We start from the raw sequence: 19,383 nt of genomic DNA, 5'->3' as shown, positions 1-19,383 counted from the left end.
ACCGGTGGTCATTCCATGGACGCCCCTGACGCCCATCCCCACAAGGAAGAACCGGCTCGATCACAGACCACAAACCATCGTCGATCACACCTGAACGGATCATGAAACCAATACTGGCCGACCACACGCCACATCTTTAGGAGACACGCCCTAGCCGCCGAGCGATGGCGACCACGTTGACAAGCTAGCCGCCTGCGACGGAGCCACCCTCCACACCGCCGCGATCAACGAGCGCTGGACGCTGCGTACTGCCAGATTTTGTCCACAGGTGCCCGATCGGCTGCGAATGTGGACAACTCGCTCGGGGTCCACCGAATTTCCCTAGCCTCTCCGCATGACCGCATCTCCCCCTTCCTCGCCGCCCCCGCGGGCGCAGATCGGCGTCATCGGCGGCTCCGGTTTCTACGCCTTTCTCGACGACACCACCGAGGTCGCCGTCACGACGCCTTACGGTGAGCCGTCCGATCCACTGGTCGTCGGCACCGTCGGCGGCCGCGCTGTCGCGTTCCTGCCGCGGCACGGGCGCGATCATCGGCACCCACCCCATCGGATCAACTACCGCGCCAACCTCTGGGCACTGCGGTCGGTCGGCGTACGACAGGTCCTCGGTCCGTGCGCGGTCGGCTCCCTGCGGGCCGACCTCGGCCCGGGCAGCGTCGTGGTCCCCGACCAGTTGGTCGATAGGACGTCGGGCCGGATCCAGACCTACTACGACACGGGCGCGGTCCATGTGAGCTTCGCCGATCCGTACTGTCCCGACGGTCGCCGGGTCGTCCTCGACGCCCTCGACCGAACGGGCTGGCGAGCCACCGGTGGCGGGACGATGGTGGTGATCGAAGGGCCGCGGTTCTCGACCCGCGCCGAGTCCAGGTCGTACGCCGCGGCGGGCTGGTCGCTCGTCAACATGACCGGGCACCCCGAAGCTGTTCTGGCGCGCGAGCTCGGCCTCTGCTACACCGCCATCGCCCTGGTCACCGACCTCGACGCCGGTGTCACCGAAGGAGAGGGGGTCAGCCAGGCGGAGGTCTTCGCGCTCTTCGCCACCCACCTGGACCGCCTGCGCAAGGTGCTGTACTCCGTGATCCCCGACCTCCCGTCCGTGCGAGCCTGCCCGTGCGCCACGGCCCTCGACGGGCTGCCGATCCCGCTCACCCTGCCGGAATGATCGACATGCTGACGACCAGACGGTTCGGGCGCGACCTGCGCCGGGCGGTGTCGTGGCACCGGCGGCTGCTCGCGGCAGGGCTGGCGGCGGCCGGCATGGCGGTGGCGCTCCACCTGACAGAACCCGCACCGGCGCCGACCGCCACGGTGCTCGCGGCGGCACGCGACCTGCCCGGCGGCGCCCGCCTCGCCGACTCCGACGTTCGCACGGTCGCTCTCCCCCGTGACGTCATACCCGCCGGCGCCCTGACGCCAGGCGATCCACGCACCGGGCGGATCCTGGCCGGGCCGGTCCGCGCGGGTGCGCCCCTGACCGATGTCGACCTGGTAGGCCCCGGCCTTCTCCACGACCGGTCCGAGGGCGAGTTGGTCGCGGCCCCTGTGCGGGTGGCCGACGCTGGCGCACTGGCCCTTGTCCGGGTGGGTGACCGGATCGACCTGCTGGCCGCGGAGACCGATGCGGAGGACGCCGGGTCGCCGGCCCGGTACGTCGTGCGCGAGGCGAGAGTGCTCGTGCTCCCCGGTACGGGAGACGGGCGGCTGGCTGCCGGGAACGGAGACGGTTCGGGTGCGAGCGGCGGTGACCTGTCCGGCGATCTGCTGTCGGGTGACTCCGCGCTCGCGGGTGGCGGAGGTGGGGTGGGTGGTGGTTTCGGTGCCGAGGGCGGTCTCGTTGTCGTGGCGGTGCCGCCGGAGGTCGCCGCCGACCTGGCGCGGGCTGCCGTGACCGCTCGCCTGTCCCTGGTGCTGCGCGGTTCCCCCACCACGTGACCCGCCTTGGGCGTCACCGGGTCACGTGAGCGGCGGACGCGAGGGGCCTGCGCCGGCGGCTGGTGGCGAGGTCGTCGGGAAGCGCGTGGGAGGTCAGGCGCCGTGGTGGGGTGGTACGTCGGCCCGCAGTCGCTCGTCGTCATCGTCCCCGCGATCGCCCCAGGACGCCGGATCGTCCTCGGCCGCCCGGGCCGGAAGCAGCGGTCCGATCCGGTCCGGCGACACCGACGATCGCGTCACCCGCTGGCCCCCCGGCTCCGGGTCACTACGGTCGTCCCGCTCGTGGACCCGCTGGCCGCCAAGTCCGTCGGCCGGCTCCGCACCCGACTCCACACTCGACTCCGCACCCGACTCCACACTCGACTCCGCAAACTCCGCACCCGACTCCGGGGCAGTTCCGTCGTCCGGCCCGTCGGCTGGGTACTTGGCTGGCGTCATCTCTCCAGTCTCTGTCCCGCTCGCGCTCACTGCCAGGCCTTCGCGAGCAGTTCGAAGCTCCGGAGCCGTTCGTCGACGCCGTGGGTCATGGACGTGATCATCAGCTCGTCGGCGCCGGTCGCCGCCACCAGCTCCGCCAGTTCGGTTCGTACCCCCTGGGGGTCGCCTACCGTCGGCCGGCCGGGCGAGGCGGCGAGGATCTCGCGCTCGGCAGTGGTCCACGCGTGCGCCGCCGCTTCCTCCGGGCTCGGCAACGCGCGCGGTCGGCCCGCGCGCAGCGAGACCTGCGCCAACCGCGCGGGCTGGGCCTGCCGCTCGGCCTCTTCGGCGGTGTCGGCCACGAACGCTGCCTGCGTGACCATCGCGTACGGCCTGTCGAGCACCTCGGACGCCCGGAATGCGCTGCGGTAGAGATCGAGCGCCGGCAGGGTGTTCCGGGCGCTGAAGTGATGAGCGAACGCGAACGGCAGCCCGAGCGTGCCCGCGACCTGGGCGCTGTAGCCGCTCGACCCGAGCAGCCACACCGCCGGCGACGAGAGTGCCGCCGGGGTGGCTGTGATCCGTAGAGTCCGCGCTTCTTCCCGGGTCGGGTCACCGAGGAGCGCCAGCAGGTCGTCGAGTTCGCGCGGGAAGTCCTCTGCTCCCAGTCCTTCCGGCGTACGACGTAACGCTGCCGCGGTCGCCTGGTCGGTCCCGGGAGCACGACCGATCCCGAGGTCTATCCGACCCGGATGCAGCGCCTCCAGCATCGCGAACTGTTCGGCCACCACGAGCGGAGCGTGGTTGGGCAGCATCACCCCGCCGGAGCCGACCCGGATACGGGACGTGCGGGTCGCGACATGGGCGATCATGACCGCCGGGCTGGTCGAGGCGATCCCGGGCATGTTGTGGTGCTCGGCGACCCAGTAGCGGTGATAGCCCAGCTCCTCGACCCGCCGGGCGAGCGAGACAGAGGCATGGAGCGCGTCGCTCGTAGTCTGGCCCGACCCGACGGGGGCGAGGTCGAGTACGGACAGCGGAACGTGCGCGACGTCGGTAGCCACGCCGGTGCAAACCTGGACGTCCCCACTGTTGTTCCCGACTCAACGGCGGACCGGATGCGGCCAGCGCCGGGCGGCGCCGCGACCCCTCACTTGGCAGCCGCCCGGTCGACGGGGTAGGACCTGACCCATGACTAACATCGGCCTCACCTCCGACCTCGTTGCCGCCCTTCCGGGCGGCGGGCGCATGCCGCTCCTCGGTTTCGGCACCTGGCAGCTTCGCGACGACGAGGCTCGCAACTCCGTGCAGACGGCCCTGGAAATTGGCTACCGGCACATCGATACCGCGACCGGATACCGCAACGAGTCCCAGGTCGGCGCCGCGTTGCGTGACAGCGGCGTACCCCGCGACCAGATCTTCGTCACGACCAAGATGCCGCCGGACCACGTGGGACGCGAACGCCAGACGCTCGAGGAGAGCCTGGAGAAGCTTGGTACGCCGTACGTCGATCTGTGGCTCATCCACTGGCCACCCGGTGGAACGGCCGGGGTCGACTCGTGGCAGGTCTTCGTCGAGGCGCAGAAGCAGGGCCTGGCCCGTGCCATCGGCGTGAGCAACTACTCCGTGGCGCAGGTCGACGAGCTCATCGAGGCGACCGGGCAGGCGCCCGCGGCGAACCAGATCAAGTGGAGCCCGTTCCAGTTCGACCGCGGCGTACTCGACGCGATGCGCGAACGCGGAGTGGTGCTCGAGGGCTACAGCCCGTTCCGGGCGGCGCGGCTCGACGACCCGGCCCTCGTCGAGATCGCCGGGGCACACGGCAAGACCGCCGCGCAGGTCATCATCCGTTGGCACGTCCAGCATGGCATCGTGGTGATCCCCAAGTCGGCCCGACGCGAACGCATCGAGTCCAACGTCGACGTACTCGACTTCGAGCTGACCTCTGCCGAGATGGCTACGATCGACGGCCTGAGCGAGAGCTAGACGCAGCTCGCGAACGCCTGACCAGGGCCGACGGGCGAACCCAGGGGCCCTCCATGACGCGTGCCACCCGCACAGTGCAGCATGGGGGCCTGCCGATGCGGCCCGAGGACCGGAACGGGACCAAGACACGCCACCCCTGGCCGTGGTACGCGCGGGGCAGGCACCGCCGACCCAGCCAGCGGCGTCCCGTGAATCGTTCCTAATCGGAAAATTCACCGCAGAAGGCGTAACTTCCCCCTTAATGACTCGTTCCTCCAGCACACAAGGGAAATAACGCCAGGGCCACAAGAGTGCCTTGGGGGGCATGGCAATTTCCGCATAGTGGAGGGACGTGACAGCGTCGATGGTGATGCGTGGACCGGGGTCGTCCCCGGAAAAGCTCATCCGAGCTGGAGCATGGGCAGGACGTGCCGCGGTCGTCGGCGCGAGCCTTGCCGTGGTGTCGGCACTTGCCGCGGCTCCGGCTGCAGCCAGCGCGGGCGGCGGCAATGGCAGTGACATCGCTGCTGGAGAGACGGTCAGCCGCGCGCAGGCCAACTCGTTCAACGTCAGCGTGGGCGGACAGGTTGCCGGTAGTGGCGGTTACCTCTCGGTTAATGATGGCGCGTTGGAAACTGTGAAGGGTGTCAAGGCGCCTGAGCTGCCGATGATCGGTGATCAGCAGGTCGCGCTCGTCGGTGCACTCGGACAGGACGCCGCCACGACTCCCAATGGGTACGCCGCCGCATGCGCGGGCGTGGTCGGTGCCAACGGTGTCGTCCAGCTCGGTGCCAACAATGGCTGCCTGGTCAGTGGCGATGGCCAGATCCAGGTGTCGCTCGGGACGCTCGACGCGCTTGGCCTCACCGCCCTGCTGGGTGGAGAGCTCCCGGGTCTTCCGGCGCTGCCGAGTCTTCCGGCGACAGGTGACCTGACCGACGGTCTCGCCGACGGCCTGCTCAGTGGCCTCGGTGGCAACCTGGCGTCGACCGGTGGCCTCCTGCCGGCGGTTCCGTCGACCGGCGACCTGACCGGAAACCTGCCGTTGACCAGCACGCTGCCCATTCCTGGGGTGCCTGACGTCGAGTCTCCGGACCTGGCGCTGCCGGACCTCAGCCTTGGGGAGCTTCCCGCCCTCGGTGGCCTGCCGGCCCTCGGCAGCCTGCCGACCGGTGGTCTGCCCGACATCCAGCTGATGGTGGTCGGCAAGTCGATCACGGCCAACTGCCTGTCCACGCCGAGCGACACGTTCGGCAAGGCCAGCCCGGTTGAGGCCCAGGTCGTCGCGGTGGTGAACGGACAGCAGATTCCGGTGGCGAGCGTTCCGCCGGAGGGCCTGGACCTGAACCTCACCGACGTCCTGTCGAAGGTTCAGAGCCAGCTGCCGGTCGAGGTCACCGGTGTTCTCGACCAGGTTCTCGCCGCGGTTCCGGCTGACCAGCTCGACGCGGTGCGCCTCGCCAACCTGCAGGTCGGCGAGCAGACCGCTAAGGCCGGACAGATCAGCGTGACCGCCCTCGGTGTCGAGACAGGTTACCCGGGTCTCGTCGACCTGGAGCTCGGCAAGGTGGACTGCGGCAGCAACGTCGCTGCTGTGTCCGAGCCGGGTGTCAAGGCCGGCGCGGCAGCTCCGCAGGCCGGTGCTGGTGCGCAGGTCGAGGCCGACGGTGCCGGTGTGAAGGCCGGTGCTGAGGCTGGCGGAGTCAAGGGCGAGGGTGCGGTCAACGCCGACCTGGCACCTGCGTCCAACAAGGCGCCGCTCGCGACGTTCGGCTGGGGCGCTGTGATCGCGCTCATGCTGGCTGGAGTCGGCCTCGCCGGCTTCAAGCTCCGTCGCCTGATCCGGCACTGACGACCTGACGGTCGTCACAGCAGAATCCGAGCGCTTCGGCGCTTGACCGCCCGCCGGTCGGTGTGGGGAATCCCTCCCTCACACTGACCGGCGGGCTTCTTCTTGCCACCGGGCCTTCCACTCGTTCCGGCGCCCTGTGCTCGACCGGGATCAGGAACGCTGCGGGCCGCGGAGGGTTCCAGGTGACGCGCCCGTCGCCGCTTTGACGTGACGGCTCAGGTGGCTCACCGAGTCGTACCCCGTCAACTCCGCGATCGACTGCAGCGTCAACGTGGAGTTGCGCAGGTAACCCATCGCGTGTCGCAGCCGCACCGCATGGAGGTACGCCCTCAGGGTGGTGCCACGGAACCTCGCGAAGTACGCACGGAGCCCCGACGGCGACACCCCCAGCTCGGCGGCGATGTCGGCGATCCGGATCCGGCTGGCGAAGCGTTCCTCGACAAGGCGTTCGGCCCCAGCCACCAACCGCTCCCCGGAGGGCACGTCCACAGTGGCTCGGGCCCGCCGCAGCCGCAGGTCCAGCTCGGCGAGCAGGAGACGAGCCATGTCGTCGCGATCCGGTCCCGGGTGCGCCACCTCCTGGGTGAGAGCGTCGAAGATCCGGCCGAGCGAGCGGTCACCGTCGTCATAGCACACCCGCGGCCAGGCCTGGCTCGCTGGCGCCTGCACCTGGATGTGCCGGTTCGTGTAGCCCGCGTCGGTGTACTCCGCGTGCGGCACTCCCGGCGGGGTGACCAGCACCGTGCCAGGCATCGCGTCGTACCACTCCTCACCGATCGGACAGCGCACCCGCCCCTGCAGGTAGTAGACGAGCTCCCAGGAACCGTGCGCGTGGACGGGGAAGTGCCGCCCGCGGGGAGCCACGTGCACGCCCGCTCCGAGGAGTCGGGGGGCATCGTCGCTCGCGCTGCTCCCGGCCCGCGCGCCCGCGTTCGTTCGACGTGGAGGCATCAGCGCAGACCCGACTCGCGGATGGTGATGTTCAACCGGCCGTGGCCCAGCCCGATCTCCCCACCCACGCCGTCGGGTGGCTGCGGATTGACCAGTCCTCTGGGTACGCCGTGGAACGCCAACCGCGACGGGCCGCCGAAGACGAACAGGTCGCCGGACCGGAGTTCGACGTCGGTCCACGGCCGGTTGCGGTTGCGCGTGTTGCCGAACCTGAAGATGCACGCGTCACCGAGGCTCAGCGACACCACCGGAGCCAAGCTGCGCTCGTCGCGATCCTGGTGAAGGCCCATCCGGGCGTTGTCGTCGTAGAAGTTGATCAGCGCGATGTCGGGTTGGTAGGCCTCCGCGGCCGCCGGATCGTCGTACGCCTCCCCGACCGCGCGTCGAGCCAGCTCCCCCAACCAGTCCGGGAACTCCCGTACCGGGCTGCCGTCGTCGACGGTGCGGGTGTAACGGTAGGGGACCCAGTGCCAGCCGAGACAGACCGTGCGTACGGACATCACGCCACCGCTGGGCAGCCGCGTCGCCCGCATGCCGGCCGGACCGGTGGCCCACTCCCGGCACGCCTGGACGAGTTGCCGCTGGGTGTCCAGGTCGAGCCAGTCAGGGACGTGGACGGCACCCGGGGCGATCTTTGCCTGGGATCGCGGGAGCAGCGCGGACATGGCCCTAGCTTGCCCAGATCTGGCGTTCTGTGCATAGGGCTCGTCGCGTCCTGCATGGCCCGCGGGCCCTTCCCTGGCGATAATTTCGGCGAGGAAGGTGTGTGGAAGGAGCGAACGCCCATGGACATCACCGCCGCCCTACGCGAGCTCGGCGTAGCAGAGGACACGCTCTCGGCCGAGGAGAAGGCAGCTCTGGACCGCAACGGATTCCTGCCCCTGTACGGGATTCTGACGCAAGGCGAGGTCGACAAGTTCAATGCTCGACTGACCGAACTCACTGCCGCCGAGGGCGCCGAAGCAGGTCTGGAGGTACACCAGGAGGAAGGCACGGACAGGTTGGCCGATCTGGTCAACAAGGACCCGATGTTCGAGGTGTGCCTCTCCCATCCTCGCGTGCTCGCAGCGATCCATCACGTCCTGGGTACGTTCAAGATGTTCTCTCTCAACAGCAGGGCGGCGCTGCCTGGTCAGGGACGTCAGGGCCTGCACACCGACTACGGCGAGCCGGTCCAGCCGGGCGACTACCGCGTGTGCAACTCGATCTGGCTGCTCGACGACTTCACCGCCGAGAACGGCGCCACCCGGGTCGTGCCCGGGTCGCACCTGGGCGGCGTACTCCCCGGCCAGGCGATGGCCGATCCCGCGGACGACCACCCCGACCAGGTGCAGCTTCTCGCACCCGCCGGTACCGTCGTGGTCTTCAACAGTCACCTGTGGCATGGCGGCACCCTCAACAGCTCCGACCGGCCGCGGCGGGCGATGCACTCGGCGTTCTGCCGGCGGGACATCCCCCAACAGCTGGACCAGAAGGCCTATCTGCGGCGTTCGACGTTCGACCGGTTGAACTCGGCGCAGCACTATCTGCTGGACGTGACCGAGGTCGACATCAAGTACCCGTGAGCGGCCGCCCGGAGCTGGGCCGAGATAATGGTCAGATGACTGACGGAGCGCGCACTCGGAAGATCTACGTCGGCCCCCGAGCGACGCCGGAGCTGATCGAGGCGGTCAAGAACGCCGGCGGCGAACCCACCGAGACGAGTACCGCCGCTGAGGCGATCGTCTGGTGGGGTGGCTCGCCGGCCGAGTTTGCCGAGGTCGACCACGAGGGCATCCGGTGGGTGCAGCTCCCATCGGCTGGGGTCGAGTCGTGGTTCGCCGCCGACGTCTTTCGTACGGGCAAGATCTACTCGAGCGCGGTCGGCAGCTACGCCGAGACCGTCGCCGAACAGGCACTCGCGCTCATGCTCGCCGGCGTACGGCAGTTGCACACCTTGGCGCGTGCACAGACCTGGACGCGGCCCAACGTCGGGACGCTCTTCGACAAGACGGTCGGCATCGTCGGGTGCGGCGGGATCGGGCGGGCGCTTATCCCGTTGCTCGCGCCGTTCCGGGTGAGGGTGCTGGCGATCACCCGATCGGGAACGCCCGTACCAGGCGCGGCGTCGACCGTCACGCCGGCAGGGCTGGACGGCGTACTCTCCGCGTCGGACGTCGTAGTGATCGGCGCGCCTGCCACCGCTGAGACCCAGGCGCTGATCGGGGAACGGGAGCTGGCGCTCATGCAGCCCCACGCGTGGCTCGTCAACATCGCGCGCGGATCGTTGATCGACACCGACGCCGTCGTGAAGGCACTGGCGGCCGGGACGATCGGCGGCGTCGGGCTCGATGTGACCGACCCCGAACCACTACCCGACGGCCATCCATTGTGGAGCGAGCCGCGGGCGCTGATCAGCCCGCACTCGGCCAACCCTTCGCATCTGCTGATGCCTCGCCTGGCCGAACGGGTGGGCGAGAACGTACGTCGGTACATCGCAGGTGAGGAGCTCGTCGGCGTGATCGAGGTCGAGCGCGGCTACTGAGCGTCGGCACGTCGGCGTGCCCGACGCCGGACCGGGGCTGGTTCATCGATACGCTGGGCCAGCGCCGAGCCAGCCCTCGTAGCTCAGGGGATAGAGCAACGGTTTCCTAAACCGTGTGTCGCAGGTTCGAATCCTGCCGGGGGCGCTTTGTGATGTCTCACGACATCCCGGACGGCCGAACCCAATAGTGGTGGGTTCGGCCGTCTGTTGTTTAGCGGGTTGGTCCGGGTGGTTGTCCGGTGGGTTGGTAGCGCTTGGATGTGTCGAGGACGAGTTCGCGGAGGAGTTCGCCGGTGGCGGCGTCGATGATGCGGATGTCGAGGTCTTGGACGAGCACGAGGACGCGGGTTCGGGTGTGGGTTCGGCCGATGCCGATGGAGTAGAGCGTTCCTTGGTGGCGCAGGGTGATCTTGCCGGCTTTGTCGATGCGGTCGTGGCGGAGGCGGTGGTGGGTGTCGGTGTGGCGGCTGCCGGGGGTGGCTTTGAGGCGGGCGGTGTAGGCGGTGGCCGGGGTTGCCCGGTTCGGTAGGGACCGGTGTGGCCGGTTGTTGTTGTAGGCGGTGACGAACGCGTCCAGGAGTGTCTGGAGGTCGGCGATGGTGGACGGTTGGGGGTCTTGGGCGCGCAGTCATTTCTTCATTGTTTGCTGGAATCGCTCGACCTTCCCACACGTGGTGGGGTGGTTGGGGCGGGAGTTCTTCTGCATCACGCCCAGGGCGCGGAGTTCGGTCTCGAAGGCGTTGCGGCCGCCTTTGCCACCGGGTAGCCGGGTGGTGAAGACCATGCCGTTGTCCCTCAGCGTGGACGCCGGAATCCCATACTGGGTATCGGTTTGACCGAAGGTAGCCACAACGATCTGGCCGGTGATGCGGGGGTGGACGGTCACACTGAGGGCATAGCGGGCGTGGTCGTCGAGCCAGGACAAGATCTCCACATCCGTGCTGGGTGTGCCGTCGGGGTTGGTGCGCCGGTAGTGCGTGACGTCGGACTGCCAGCACTGGTTGGGCTGCTCCGCGGCGAAGCGGATGTATGACGACTTCGGCCGTTTGGACGGGTCGGGGGTGAGGGTGCCGTGGCGGACCAGGATTCGGTTGATCGTGGCCGGCGACACGGTGATCTGGTGGTGGTGGGTCAGGCGCGCCAGCCGATGGTGTCTGCGCCGGCGTCCAGACCCTGCTCGGCGAGCTTCTTGCGTAGTTCGAGGACGAGTTGGACGGTCTCCTCGGCGGCCGAGGCGGGGCTGGTCCTTGGTGCCCGCGAGTCCGGCTCGAACGCGGCCTCGCCCGCCGCGCGGTAGCGGGCCATGAGACGACTGATCCAGCTCTGGGAGACACCGTAGGTGCGGGCGGTCTCGGACTGTGATGCGCCGGCGAGGACGGCGGTGATGACAAGACGACGTTTCGACACCGGGCAGCCTCTGCCAACCGGCCAGCGGCACTTGACCCGCCATGCCGATGACCCGAGACATTCCTATTCCGATGTCGTGAGACACCCCATTCCGATGTCCTGAGCCAGCACACTGCCGGGGGCACCCCACCTGGCCTCCTCGAACTGGCCTCTGACCTGCAGGTTTGCAGCTGCTATTGATCATCGGCTGTCCGGCTAGCTCCGGCTGACACCGGCTGGTCCCGGCTATCTGTGCCCGTATCGTGCCCGCGCCGCGGGTACCCCGTTGCCGATGGTCCCGCTGCGGACGGGCGCGTGCTCCCGGGTCGGTGTCGTTGCAGGTCCACCTCGAGTATCGAGAGCGTCCAGTCCCGAGGACAGAAGACTCAAAACTTGCTCGTTAGACCTACTCCTAGCTGGTCGGCGACAGTGACGGTCGTGTGCTGCTAGTGCGGCAAAGTTACGGGCTACGACTCTGGGCGTTGCCCGGCGGGATGGCGCTCCCGGGCGAGGAGCTCACCCAGACTGCGCGACGTGAGGTGTTCGAGAAAACCGCATCGAAGCACGTATAGGCGACCTGATCGCAGTGGCTGATCGTGGCACTCTTTTGGTCGTTGTGTTCCACGCGACCGCACCCACGACGCAGACAACCGCCCAAGCCGGCGATGAGTTTCGTCAAGTGATCTGGCCCCATCGGTCGTCGTGAATGTTGGCCCCACCGCGCCTTCGGGGTTGTCCCGCTGGGAGGGTCTGGGTGGATGGCCCGCCAGCAGGTGCGTGGCAGGCGGGGCAGGTTCCGGCGAGAAACGTTCCGGAGATCACCCGCCCGGTGTGCTGCCCGATCGGTACGGGTTCGGTTTCCTGGGGGGCGCGGCCGAGTGCTTGTAACGCGGCGAGTTTGTCGTGGTGCAGTCGCTGGTAGGCGTCGCGGTGTTCCGCGTCGAGGGGGTTGATCCAGTCGTCGAGCCGGATGCCGAGGTGGGTGAGATCGTCGGCGATCCCGGCGTGGTAGTGCCTGCGGGTTTGTTCTGGGCTTCGGCCGGTGTTCAGGGCGTCGGCGAGTATCCAGTTTTCGTAGGCGTCGGTGCCGGTGACGATGTGGGCGGTGTGGCCGTCGCGGCGCAGGGCTCGGGGGTCGGCGCGCAGGCAGGGGCCGCCGCCGTGACCCAGGTGCAGCCGCCCGTTGGGAGTCGGCTGCATGGGGGATGGGGAGCCAGCGCTGGGGCGTGGTCACACGGATCACCTCAGTTCCGGGTAAGGGTCACCGTGTGACCATGCGCGTGGCGGTTTAGCGGACGGTGACGGATTTGGCCAGTGAGCGGGGTTGGTCGATCTCGCGGCCGAGGTCGAGTGCGCAGTAGTAGGCCAGTAGTTGGCCGGTGACCAGTTGGAGGACGATGTCGGCGGGGTCGTCGCCGTGGTAGGGCAGTGGCAGGTATTCGGTGAAGGCCCGGCGTTCGTCGGGGTGGATGTCGGTGGGGCCGATGCCGATGACCGGTCCGCCGCGGGCGCCGATCTCGCTGACGGCCGCCATTGTCGCGGCGTGGCGGTCGGGGTCGCTGGAGCGTTCGGGCAGCAGGGCGACGGTGTAGAAGTCGGCGTCGATCAGGCTGATCGTGCCGTGCTTGAAGAACCCGGCCGCGGCGCCTTCGGCGTGGCGGTAGGAGACTTCCTTGAACTTCAACGCGGATTCGCACGCGGCGGGGAACAGGGCGCCGCGGCCGAGGAAGAACCAGTCGGAGACGTGGCTGTATTTCGTGGCGAGCTCCTGGATCGCGCCGGCGGCGGTGCCGATGTGGGCGCGCAGGGTCTCAGGCAGCCGGTCCAGCGAGCCTCGGTGGTCGCGGTAGCGCTGTTGGTCGAGGTGGCCGTTGGCGCGTCCGGTTTCCAGGGCGAGGCGGGCCAGCAGCACGATTTGGGAGATGATGCTTTTGGTGGACAGCACGCAGATTTCTGGGCCGCTGCCCTGGCGGATGACGTGGCTGGACAGCCGTTCCTGGGTGGAGTTGGGGGTGTTGCTGATCGAGGTCACCACCGCTCCGGTGGCCACGGCGGCTCGGCAGATTTCCAGGGTGTCGAACGTTTCGCCGGACTGGGAGACCGCGATCAGGCTGTCCCCTGGCTTGAGCAGCGCAAGCGGTTCGGCTTCGTCACTGGGCAACGCGATCGCCCGGACACCGGCGAGTTGGGCGAGGAAGTACTGGCCGAGGTGGGAGACGTAGTAAGCGCTGCCGGAGCCGACCAGGGTGACCGAGCGGTCGGCGTGAGGGTCTAGCACGCCGGTGAACTGCTCGTCGCGCATGGTTGCGGCGGTCCGCGCGGCGGCCGGGGTCTCGTGGATTTCCTTGATCATCCAGTGCGGGTAGTCGCCCTTCTCGACGGTCTGTGTCCGCTCGTCCAGCCGCGTGTAGGACCGTTCGACCGGAATAGGCGTGCCGTCGGGTCCGGCGGTGACGACCTGCGCGGTGTCGACGGTGAGGCGGACGATGTCGCCGTCGTCGAGGAACAGCAGATCGGCGTCGATCTCGCCCAGCGCCATCTGGTCGGAGGCCAGCACCCCCTGCTGGCCGTCGTGGCAGAGCACCAGCGGCGACTTGTGCTTGGCCCCATACACCGCGTGCGGGTCATCGAGGGTCAGGACCGCGAGCGCGTATTCGCCTTCCAGCGCGTTGGTGGCCAGCCCGATCGCGGTCGGCACGTCGTGCCCGTCCCGCAGTTGGCAGGCGATGAGGTGCGCGGCGATCTCACTGTCGGTGTCGGAAGCGAACGTGATGCCGTCGGCTTCCAGTTCGCGGCGGATCTGGGCGTGATTGGTGATCACACCGTTGTGCACGATCGCGACCCGGCCGTCGAAGGATAGGTGCGGATGGGAGTTGTCGTCGGTCACCGCGCCGGTGGTGGCCCAGCGCGTATGCGCGAGTGCGAGCGTGGCGTCCGGGACCTGATCGAACGCGCCGACCGCCAGCGCGCGGCTGACCGAGCCGACGCTTTTGGTGACCGCGAACGTCTCGTCGGCGGGCACGGCGACGCCGTAGGAGTCATAGCCGCGGTACTCGAGCGTGGCCAGGCGCTCCACCGTGGAGCGGGTCACCGAGTGGGTGGAGATCATTCCGACGATTCCACACATAGAGGGTCCTCCAGTGCTGCTCAATCCGGGTATGCCGACTGCCGGTCCCCTGCCGGAAGCGCGGGGGCAAGGCTCAGTATCCGCCCGTGCCCCCTCACTCGTGGTGAGAATGCCGTCCGGGTGGTGACCCTGTGTTCGGTAAGGTTGCCCACCGCGCTCCGTCACCTCACCAGCGAGATAGGCGGCGATACGGTTCAGGGGCGATCCCGATGCTGGCACGTTCCTCGCGTTCGGTGATGATCTGGAACAACAGCTCGGCACCGTGGGTCGATCTGGACGTAGCCGAGTTCATCGAGCAGGAGCAGGTCGAGGCGGCCGTAGCGGCCAACGACTCGAGAAAGCTGACGTTCGTCGACGGCTTCGACGAGTTCGTTGACCAGCTGAGCGGTAGTTGTGTAGCGGACTCGGCGGCCTTGCTCACAGGCGGCCAGGCCGAGCGCGACGAGCAAATGGGTCTTGCCGGTGCCGGAATCGCCAAGCAGGACCACGGGCTCGCCGGCGTCGATGTAGGCGCCGGTGGCCAGGGTGGCCAGTTGCGCGGGGGCGATGGTCGGGACGGCGTCGAGGTTGAACTCGGCAAGGCGTTTGATGCGCGGGAACTTCGCTTCGCCGACTCGCCTGGTGCGTCGTCGTTCGGCACGTTCGTCGACCTCGGCTGCGAGTACTTCGGCGAGAAACGCCAAGTATGATTGGCGTTCCCGGACCGCGATCTCGGCCAGCCGGGTGGCTTCTGCGCGGACGGTGGGAAGGTGCAGCTCACGCGCCGCAGCGCCGATCGCAGCTTGTGCGGCGGCCCCGGATCGTCGGGCGACGCGATGGATAAGGTTGCGCTCTGTGACTGCAGTCCCCGGATCTGAGCTGCCCCTTGTCTTCGGAGAACAGCCCACAACAGTTATGCAGGCACCACCTGCGTTTCCATGTAGATCATCGGGTCGGGTGACTCAGTGGCGAAAGGTTCGGTCTCGGTATAGCCAAGGCGTCGGTAGAAATCGATGACCTGACTGCGAGTGGGCATGACGTCGAGGACGAGCCTGTCGAAGCCGCGTTGTGCGGCGAGTTCGTGCACGTGGCCCATCAGCATCCGGCCGATCCCATCTCTGCGATGCGACCGGCGCACATAGAGCCGCTTGACCTCGGCGGTTCCAGTCGGTTTCCGAGGCTGAAGCCCGACGCAGCCTGCGGGCCGCTCGGCGTCGTAGGCGAGCAGGAGGGCACCCGGCGGCCGAAACACCGCCGAGAGATTCTCACATTCCGAGCGCAACCCGGCCGGCAGCTGGTCGACGCGTGCGGGTACATGCCGGCCGGCTTCCTGCTGGGTGGCTGCCATGTATTCGAAGACCAGCTCGACGGCATGCGACTCAACGATGTCGACCGTTGACGCGTCCAGCACTCGTGTTGCTGCCAAAGAGCTTCATCCCTCCGGGTACGGCCGAGGCGACCTCGCGGAAACGGCTTACCGATATCAGGTGGACCCTGGTCGACGGGTTGTCGCGGAACGGCAAGGCAACATCCGAGACGAACGCTACCTGCGTCAGGCCCTCCCCCGCTCTGCGAAGCGCAGGGACCGCTTCCTCTACTCCGCGACAGTCGAGCGGTTCGAGCAGTACGGATCCGAGGGCGTGCGCCAGGTCGGCAAGAACGCCCGGAGCGTGAGCCGCGTCCGCAATCCCGCTTTAGCCCGCTCGACGGGGCTTGCTACGGGGCGCTGGTCATCGGGACACCTCGGCTAGCAGGAGCTCGGCTCGGATGAGGCGCCCGATGTAACCATCGATGCCATGCTCGGCCGCAACTGCTCTTGAAGCCCGCAAGACAGCGATCAGCGCCGCTACACGAATCGTCGCGTATCTGACCAGCCTCCCATCGATCTGTTGAGCGCCCGCGAGACCGTCGACATACGCCCTTACAAGGTTGTCGATCTCGGTAGACGAGTAGAGGTAGAGGCTCGCTAGGTCGGAGCCAACCGTGTTGTAGCCGAGTTGCGCCCAGTCGACCTCCAGCACATGTTCCTGTTCTCGGCGGAGCATGTTCCTCGGTAGCGCGTCACCGTGAGACACGACAAGCGGAAGTCGGTCCAGGTCGTCCAGGATCACGTAGCGATCCCGCCAAACGCTTTCACATCGAGACAGGAGGGACTGTGAGATAAGCCCATGCTCTCGCAACGGTGCGATCCCGCCGATGGAGTCGGTCGCAACGCACGGGAGTTCTCCCCGACGAGCGCGGTGGGGTGTCGACCTCCACCCTTCGTGCATACTTCCAGACCGTACGAAAGATGTCGCCCACCGCGCGACTACGACAGATCCGTCTCGCACACGCGGTAACCCTGCTGAAAACCTCCGACCTGCCGCTGGTCGCTATCGCAGCGCGCTGTGGGTTCCACTCGCCGAGTCATCTCAGCCGGCACATCAGGTCAGTGTGGCGGAGATCGCCGGGAGAGCTTCGCCGTTGACCGTTCGCCCAACTCGCTGCGCACGATCTGCAGGTGCTTTACACCAGGATCACGTACGACCCTGCCAGGAACCTTGACGCGGAACGGGTACCGGGCGCACCGCCGGAACGTCGACTACGATCATATTGTTGTATACTAGCATGGCGTGGAACAGGCTGTTGGGGAGGCGCCTCTCCCCGTTGAAGGAGAGTCGTGGCCGTGCCGTTATCGATCAAGCTCGCCGACGCGTTGCCAGCTGAGCGGTCCCAGATGTGGGACCTGTGTCGCCAGCTCGGCGTCGACCACGCGGTCGCGAGCGTGCCAGAAGGTCCTGGACACCCACCGCCGTGGGATTTCGACCACCTCTTCCGACTACGGCAACGCTTCGCCGACGCGGGCTTAAAGCTGAGCGTCATCGAGTCCGCGCCCGCGGCCATCCAGGAGCCGATCAAGCTCGGTGCACCCGACCGCGACATCCACATCGACCACTTCTGCCAGCTGATCGAGAACATGGGCCGACTCGGCATCGCGGTCATCTGCCACAACTGGATGGCCGGACTGAGCTGGCAACGCACGTCGATGCACCTGACCGGCCGCGGCGGAGCCTTAGTCACCGGCTACGACCACTCCCTGCTCGCTCACGCACCGCTCACCCGTTGGGGCGAAGTGACCGCGGACGAGCTGTGGGAGAACATGCATTATTTCCTGCGGCGGGTCGTCCCCGTCGCCGAACGCGTGGGCGTGAAGCTCGCCGTCCACCCCGACGACCCGCCGATCTCACCGATCCGCGGCATCGCCCGGATCCTCACCTCTCCCGAGGCCATGAAGCGCGTCATCGACCTGGTGCCGAGTGCAGCCAATGGCGTCACCCTCTGCCAGGGAACCGTCTCCTCCATGGGGGTCGATGTCCCGGCCGCCATCCGGTTGCTCGGTGCCGCCAAGCGGATCTTCTTCGTCCATTTCCGTGATGTCCTCGGCGGGCCGGCAAGGTTCGTCGAAACGTTCCAGGACGAAGGCCAGACGGACATGGCAGCGGCGATGCGCACCTATGCCGACGTCGGTTTCGACGGCTACCTTCGTGTCGACCACGTACCGACGATGGCGGGCGAGTCCAACGAAAAGCCGGGGTACGAAACCCTCGGTCGCCTCTTCGCGATCGGCTATGTCCGTGGGCTGATCGACGCCACGAACAACCGCGACAAGGAGTAGGCATGCCGTCCACGTCCCACCCAGATGCCCGCACCGACCCACGCCGGCTCGACGTCACCGACCTCCAACGCATCGAACGGTTCCGCCGCGCGGGCTACGGCGGCAATGTGTCCGACGCGTTATGGAAGTGCGGCGTCACCGACACCGTCCTCTCCGCGGACTTCCGTCCCCTTCGCCAGGGCATGGTGTTGGTCGGGCGGGCCCTGCCGGTCAAGGTGCACTCCCTTGCCGACCAGGACCTGACACCCGAGGAGACAATGGCGCAAGAGGCCCGCTGGGAAGCGGCGGGCGGCCATCCGCAGAAGCAGATGATGCGTACCGTCGCGTCGCGAGAGAACGGCACGGTGCTCTGCTTCGACACCGGAGGCGACCGGCAGCCGGCTCACTTCGGCGAGATGAGCTGCCAGCTCGCCTACGCGCACGGGTGCCGAGGAATGTTGCTCGCCGGAAACTGCCGGGACACCCAGTACGTTCTACAGATGCCGGACTTCCCAGTCTATAGCTTCGGCACCCGGCCAAACGCCTTTGGCGGATGGATCATCACTGACGTCGACAAGCCCATCTATCTCTGGGGACACCTCACGCATTACGTCCGCGTCACCCCTGGCGACTTCATCTTCGCCGACAACGACGGAGTGCAACTCATCCCCGAGGCGTACGTCGACGAAGTCCTCCTCCAGGTGGAGGAGACATACGAGGTGGAGAACGCCGAGCGCGCGGAGATCGCTGCCGGCATGTCTGTCGACGAGGTCTACCGCAAGTTCGGGGTGCTGTAGACATGCCAGACGTCAAAGACTTCGAGGGGATGGTCGCGGTCGTCACCGGCGGATCGACCGGCATCGGCCGGGCCGTGGTCGACCGGCTCGCGGCCGGTGGAGCGTCGGTGGTCTACTGCAGCCACGACCCGCGGACGGTGACCGCGACCGATGTCGAAGGCGTGAACGTGATCGGAGTTGTCGCCGACGTCCGTTCGGCCGACGACATGCGCAGGCTGATGTCCGAGGCGGTCGAACGCCATGGTGGGCTCGACATCCTCGTCTGCAGCGCGGGAATCCAGACCTACGGCACGGCGGAGGACACGACCGAGGAGGACTGGCACGCCGTCCTGGACGTCAACCTCTCCGGCATCTACCGGGCGGCGAAGTTCGCCATCCCTCTCCTGCGTGAGCGCGGCGGCGGCACCATCGTCGCCATCTCCTCGGTGCAGGGCCGGGCTCCCGCCCGCCGGGTGCTCGGCTACTCGGTGAGCAAGGCCGGTGTCGACGCGCTGGTGCGTTCGATGGCGGTGGATCACGCATCCGACCGGATCCGGGTCAACGCGGTGGCACCGGGTCCCGTCGACACTCCCCTGCTACTAGCCAGCGATCCCGGTCGGACCCCAGCCCTGGAGCCGCCCGCCGAACCCGACCGGCCGGCCGATCTTCCGGACACGCCCCAACCGCGGATCGCCCGGGCCGAGGAGATCGCCGAGGTGGTGGCGTTCCTCGCCGGCAGAGCGTCGTCCTACGTCACCGGCGCGACGTACGCAGCGGATGGCGGGATGGCGGCCAGCCAGGGCGGCGTTCTGACGGTGCACTAGATGACGCGGGGAG

Annotated in this window: 23 protein-coding genes and 1 tRNA gene; 12 read left to right on the top strand and 12 right to left on the bottom strand. The window is 68.0% G+C overall.

Annotation, left to right across the window (positions count from 1 at the left end):
* The first annotated feature begins 334 nt into the window (after positions 1-334).
* Both ABNF93_RS32785 and ABNF93_RS32780 read left to right on the top strand, forming a co-directional pair.
* Complete coding sequence (locus tag ABNF93_RS32785) at positions 335-1,165, top strand: S-methyl-5'-thioadenosine phosphorylase (RefSeq protein ID WP_349332153.1); 831 nt, start codon at positions 335-337, stop codon at positions 1,163-1,165.
* The gene (locus ABNF93_RS32780) at positions 1,162-1,935 is read left to right on the top strand and encodes an SAF domain-containing protein (RefSeq protein WP_349332152.1); all 774 of its coding nucleotides are present in this window, start codon (positions 1,162-1,164) and stop codon (positions 1,933-1,935) included. Before ABNF93_RS32785 ends, ABNF93_RS32780 begins: the two co-directional genes overlap by 4 nt.
* Before the next feature lie 93 nt (positions 1,936-2,028).
* Here the strand turns inward: ABNF93_RS32780 and ABNF93_RS32775 are convergent, their stop codons facing one another.
* Together ABNF93_RS32775 and ABNF93_RS32770 are read right to left on the bottom strand one after the other, a co-directional pair.
* Positions 2,029-2,373, bottom strand: a complete 345-nt coding sequence (locus ABNF93_RS32775; protein ID WP_349332151.1) for a hypothetical protein — start codon at positions 2,371-2,373, stop codon at positions 2,029-2,031.
* A gap of 26 nt (positions 2,374-2,399) precedes the next feature.
* Complete coding sequence (locus tag ABNF93_RS32770; RefSeq protein WP_349332150.1) at positions 2,400-3,416, bottom strand: LLM class flavin-dependent oxidoreductase; 1,017 nt, start codon at positions 3,414-3,416, stop codon at positions 2,400-2,402.
* 127 nt (positions 3,417-3,543) lie between these two features.
* Here ABNF93_RS32770 and ABNF93_RS32765 point away from each other — a divergent pair, with 127 nt between their 5' ends.
* Complete coding sequence (locus ABNF93_RS32765) at positions 3,544-4,338, top strand: aldo/keto reductase (RefSeq protein ID WP_349332149.1); 795 nt, start codon at positions 3,544-3,546, stop codon at positions 4,336-4,338.
* A 331-nt stretch (positions 4,339-4,669) separates the two neighbouring features.
* Complete coding sequence (locus tag ABNF93_RS32760; RefSeq protein WP_349332148.1) at positions 4,670-6,169, top strand: hypothetical protein; 1,500 nt, start codon at positions 4,670-4,672, stop codon at positions 6,167-6,169.
* A gap of 150 nt (positions 6,170-6,319) precedes the next feature.
* On the opposite strand, the gene ABNF93_RS32755 is transcribed toward ABNF93_RS32760, so the two are convergent.
* Both ABNF93_RS32755 and ABNF93_RS32750 read right to left on the bottom strand, forming a co-directional pair.
* A complete protein-coding gene (locus ABNF93_RS32755) occupies positions 6,320-7,039 on the bottom strand; it encodes a helix-turn-helix transcriptional regulator (protein ID WP_349332147.1) in 720 nt (239 codons plus the stop codon).
* A gap of 80 nt (positions 7,040-7,119) precedes the next feature.
* Positions 7,120-7,785, bottom strand: a complete 666-nt coding sequence (locus ABNF93_RS32750) for an alpha-ketoglutarate-dependent dioxygenase AlkB family protein (RefSeq protein ID WP_349332146.1) — start codon at positions 7,783-7,785, stop codon at positions 7,120-7,122.
* Positions 7,786-7,905: 120 nt separating this feature from the next.
* Between ABNF93_RS32750 and ABNF93_RS32745 the strand changes: the two genes are divergently transcribed.
* The 3 genes from ABNF93_RS32745 to ABNF93_RS32735 all read left to right on the top strand — a co-directional run bounded on the left by ABNF93_RS32745 (position 7,906) and on the right by ABNF93_RS32735 (position 9,789).
* Complete coding sequence (locus tag ABNF93_RS32745; RefSeq protein ID WP_349332145.1) at positions 7,906-8,685, top strand: phytanoyl-CoA dioxygenase family protein; 780 nt, start codon at positions 7,906-7,908, stop codon at positions 8,683-8,685.
* 35 nt (positions 8,686-8,720) lie between these two features.
* Positions 8,721-9,644, top strand: coding sequence for a D-isomer specific 2-hydroxyacid dehydrogenase family protein (locus ABNF93_RS32740; RefSeq protein WP_349332144.1), 924 nt, complete (start codon positions 8,721-8,723; stop codon positions 9,642-9,644).
* Positions 9,645-9,716: 72 nt separating this feature from the next.
* A tRNA-Arg gene (locus tag ABNF93_RS32735) sits at positions 9,717-9,789 on the top strand.
* Between the two features lie 66 nt (positions 9,790-9,855).
* Here the strand turns inward: ABNF93_RS32735 and ABNF93_RS35140 are convergent.
* The 3 genes from ABNF93_RS35140 to ABNF93_RS32720 are packed head-to-tail and all read right to left on the bottom strand — an operon-like array spanning position 9,856 to position 11,051.
* Positions 9,856-10,221 carry a hypothetical protein gene (locus tag ABNF93_RS35140; protein ID WP_502877670.1) on the bottom strand — a complete coding sequence of 122 codons (366 nt, stop codon included), beginning with the start codon at positions 10,219-10,221 and terminating at the stop codon, positions 9,856-9,858.
* 51 nt (positions 10,222-10,272) lie between these two features.
* On the bottom strand, positions 10,273-10,755 hold the full coding sequence (locus tag ABNF93_RS32725) for a DDE-type integrase/transposase/recombinase (protein WP_349332142.1): 483 nt from the start codon (positions 10,753-10,755) through the stop codon (positions 10,273-10,275).
* Between the two features lie 20 nt (positions 10,756-10,775).
* The gene (locus tag ABNF93_RS32720; RefSeq protein ID WP_349331671.1) at positions 10,776-11,051 is read right to left on the bottom strand and encodes a helix-turn-helix domain-containing protein; all 276 of its coding nucleotides are present in this window, start codon (positions 11,049-11,051) and stop codon (positions 10,776-10,778) included.
* Between the two features lie 395 nt (positions 11,052-11,446).
* On the opposite strand from ABNF93_RS32720, the gene ABNF93_RS35135 reads away from it, so the two are divergent.
* Positions 11,447-11,602: an NUDIX domain-containing protein gene (locus tag ABNF93_RS35135; RefSeq protein ID WP_502877669.1), complete on the top strand. Its 156-nt coding sequence runs from the start codon at positions 11,447-11,449 to the stop codon at positions 11,600-11,602.
* A 103-nt stretch (positions 11,603-11,705) separates the two neighbouring features.
* Here ABNF93_RS35135 and ABNF93_RS32715 read toward each other — a convergent pair whose 3' ends face one another.
* From ABNF93_RS32715 to ABNF93_RS32695, 5 genes are all read right to left on the bottom strand, one after another.
* Positions 11,706-12,230: a class I tRNA ligase family protein gene (locus tag ABNF93_RS32715; protein ID WP_349332141.1), complete on the bottom strand. Its 525-nt coding sequence runs from the start codon at positions 12,228-12,230 to the stop codon at positions 11,706-11,708.
* An 88-nt stretch (positions 12,231-12,318) separates the two neighbouring features.
* Positions 12,319-14,157, bottom strand: coding sequence for a glutamine--fructose-6-phosphate transaminase (isomerizing) (gene glmS, locus ABNF93_RS32710; protein ID WP_349332140.1), 1,839 nt, complete (start codon positions 14,155-14,157; stop codon positions 12,319-12,321).
* 194 nt (positions 14,158-14,351) lie between these two features.
* A complete protein-coding gene (locus ABNF93_RS35130; protein ID WP_502877668.1) occupies positions 14,352-15,044 on the bottom strand; it encodes an ATP-binding protein in 693 nt (230 codons plus the stop codon).
* A 5-nt stretch (positions 15,045-15,049) separates the two neighbouring features.
* Complete coding sequence (locus ABNF93_RS32700) at positions 15,050-15,562, bottom strand: GNAT family N-acetyltransferase (RefSeq protein ID WP_349332138.1); 513 nt, start codon at positions 15,560-15,562, stop codon at positions 15,050-15,052.
* Between the two features lie 304 nt (positions 15,563-15,866).
* A complete protein-coding gene (locus ABNF93_RS32695; protein ID WP_349332137.1) occupies positions 15,867-16,247 on the bottom strand; it encodes a phosphotransferase in 381 nt (126 codons plus the stop codon).
* Positions 16,248-16,318: 71 nt separating this feature from the next.
* Here ABNF93_RS32695 and ABNF93_RS35125 point away from each other — a divergent pair, with 71 nt between their 5' ends.
* The 4 genes from ABNF93_RS35125 (at position 16,319) to ABNF93_RS32680 (ending at position 19,370) form a co-directional block, all read left to right on the top strand.
* The gene (locus ABNF93_RS35125; protein ID WP_502877667.1) at positions 16,319-16,603 is read left to right on the top strand and encodes a helix-turn-helix transcriptional regulator; all 285 of its coding nucleotides are present in this window, start codon (positions 16,319-16,321) and stop codon (positions 16,601-16,603) included.
* Positions 16,604-16,795: 192 nt separating this feature from the next.
* Complete coding sequence (locus ABNF93_RS32690; RefSeq protein ID WP_349332136.1) at positions 16,796-17,791, top strand: mannonate dehydratase; 996 nt, start codon at positions 16,796-16,798, stop codon at positions 17,789-17,791.
* A 2-nt stretch (positions 17,792-17,793) separates the two neighbouring features.
* Positions 17,794-18,567, top strand: a complete 774-nt coding sequence (locus tag ABNF93_RS32685) for an RraA family protein (protein WP_349332135.1) — start codon at positions 17,794-17,796, stop codon at positions 18,565-18,567.
* 2 nt (positions 18,568-18,569) lie between these two features.
* Positions 18,570-19,370 (top strand): SDR family NAD(P)-dependent oxidoreductase, encoded by an 801-nt coding sequence (locus tag ABNF93_RS32680; protein ID WP_349332134.1) that lies wholly within the window; start codon positions 18,570-18,572, stop codon positions 19,368-19,370.
* The last annotated feature ends 13 nt before the right edge of the window (positions 19,371-19,383 follow it).

This window comes from Actinopolymorpha sp. B9G3, from assembly GCF_040120725.1.
GTDB lineage: Bacteria > Actinomycetota > Actinomycetes > Propionibacteriales > Actinopolymorphaceae > Thermasporomyces.
The sequence above is the reverse complement of the archived record's forward strand: the minus strand, read 5'-3'. Positions and strand labels throughout refer to the sequence as shown.

Coding starts and splice junctions, on each gene's coding strand:
- glmS (WP_349332140.1), bottom strand. CDS start 14,157: ATGTGTGGAATCGTCGGAATGATCTCCACCCACTCGGTGACCCGCTCC.
- ABNF93_RS32775 (WP_349332151.1), bottom strand. CDS start 2,373: ATGACGCCAGCCAAGTACCCAGCCGACGGGCCGGACGACGGAACTGCC.
- ABNF93_RS32740 (WP_349332144.1), top strand. CDS start 8,721: ATGACTGACGGAGCGCGCACTCGGAAGATCTACGTCGGCCCCCGAGCG.
- ABNF93_RS32765 (WP_349332149.1), top strand. CDS start 3,544: ATGACTAACATCGGCCTCACCTCCGACCTCGTTGCCGCCCTTCCGGGC.
- ABNF93_RS32685 (WP_349332135.1), top strand. CDS start 17,794: ATGCCGTCCACGTCCCACCCAGATGCCCGCACCGACCCACGCCGGCTC.
- ABNF93_RS32785 (WP_349332153.1), top strand. CDS start 335: ATGACCGCATCTCCCCCTTCCTCGCCGCCCCCGCGGGCGCAGATCGGC.
- ABNF93_RS32715 (WP_349332141.1), bottom strand. CDS start 12,230: ATGCAGCCGACTCCCAACGGGCGGCTGCACCTGGGTCACGGCGGCGGC.
- ABNF93_RS32680 (WP_349332134.1), top strand. CDS start 18,570: ATGCCAGACGTCAAAGACTTCGAGGGGATGGTCGCGGTCGTCACCGGC.
- ABNF93_RS32745 (WP_349332145.1), top strand. CDS start 7,906: ATGGACATCACCGCCGCCCTACGCGAGCTCGGCGTAGCAGAGGACACG.
- ABNF93_RS32780 (WP_349332152.1), top strand. CDS start 1,162: ATGATCGACATGCTGACGACCAGACGGTTCGGGCGCGACCTGCGCCGG.
- ABNF93_RS32750 (WP_349332146.1), bottom strand. CDS start 7,785: ATGTCCGCGCTGCTCCCGCGATCCCAGGCAAAGATCGCCCCGGGTGCC.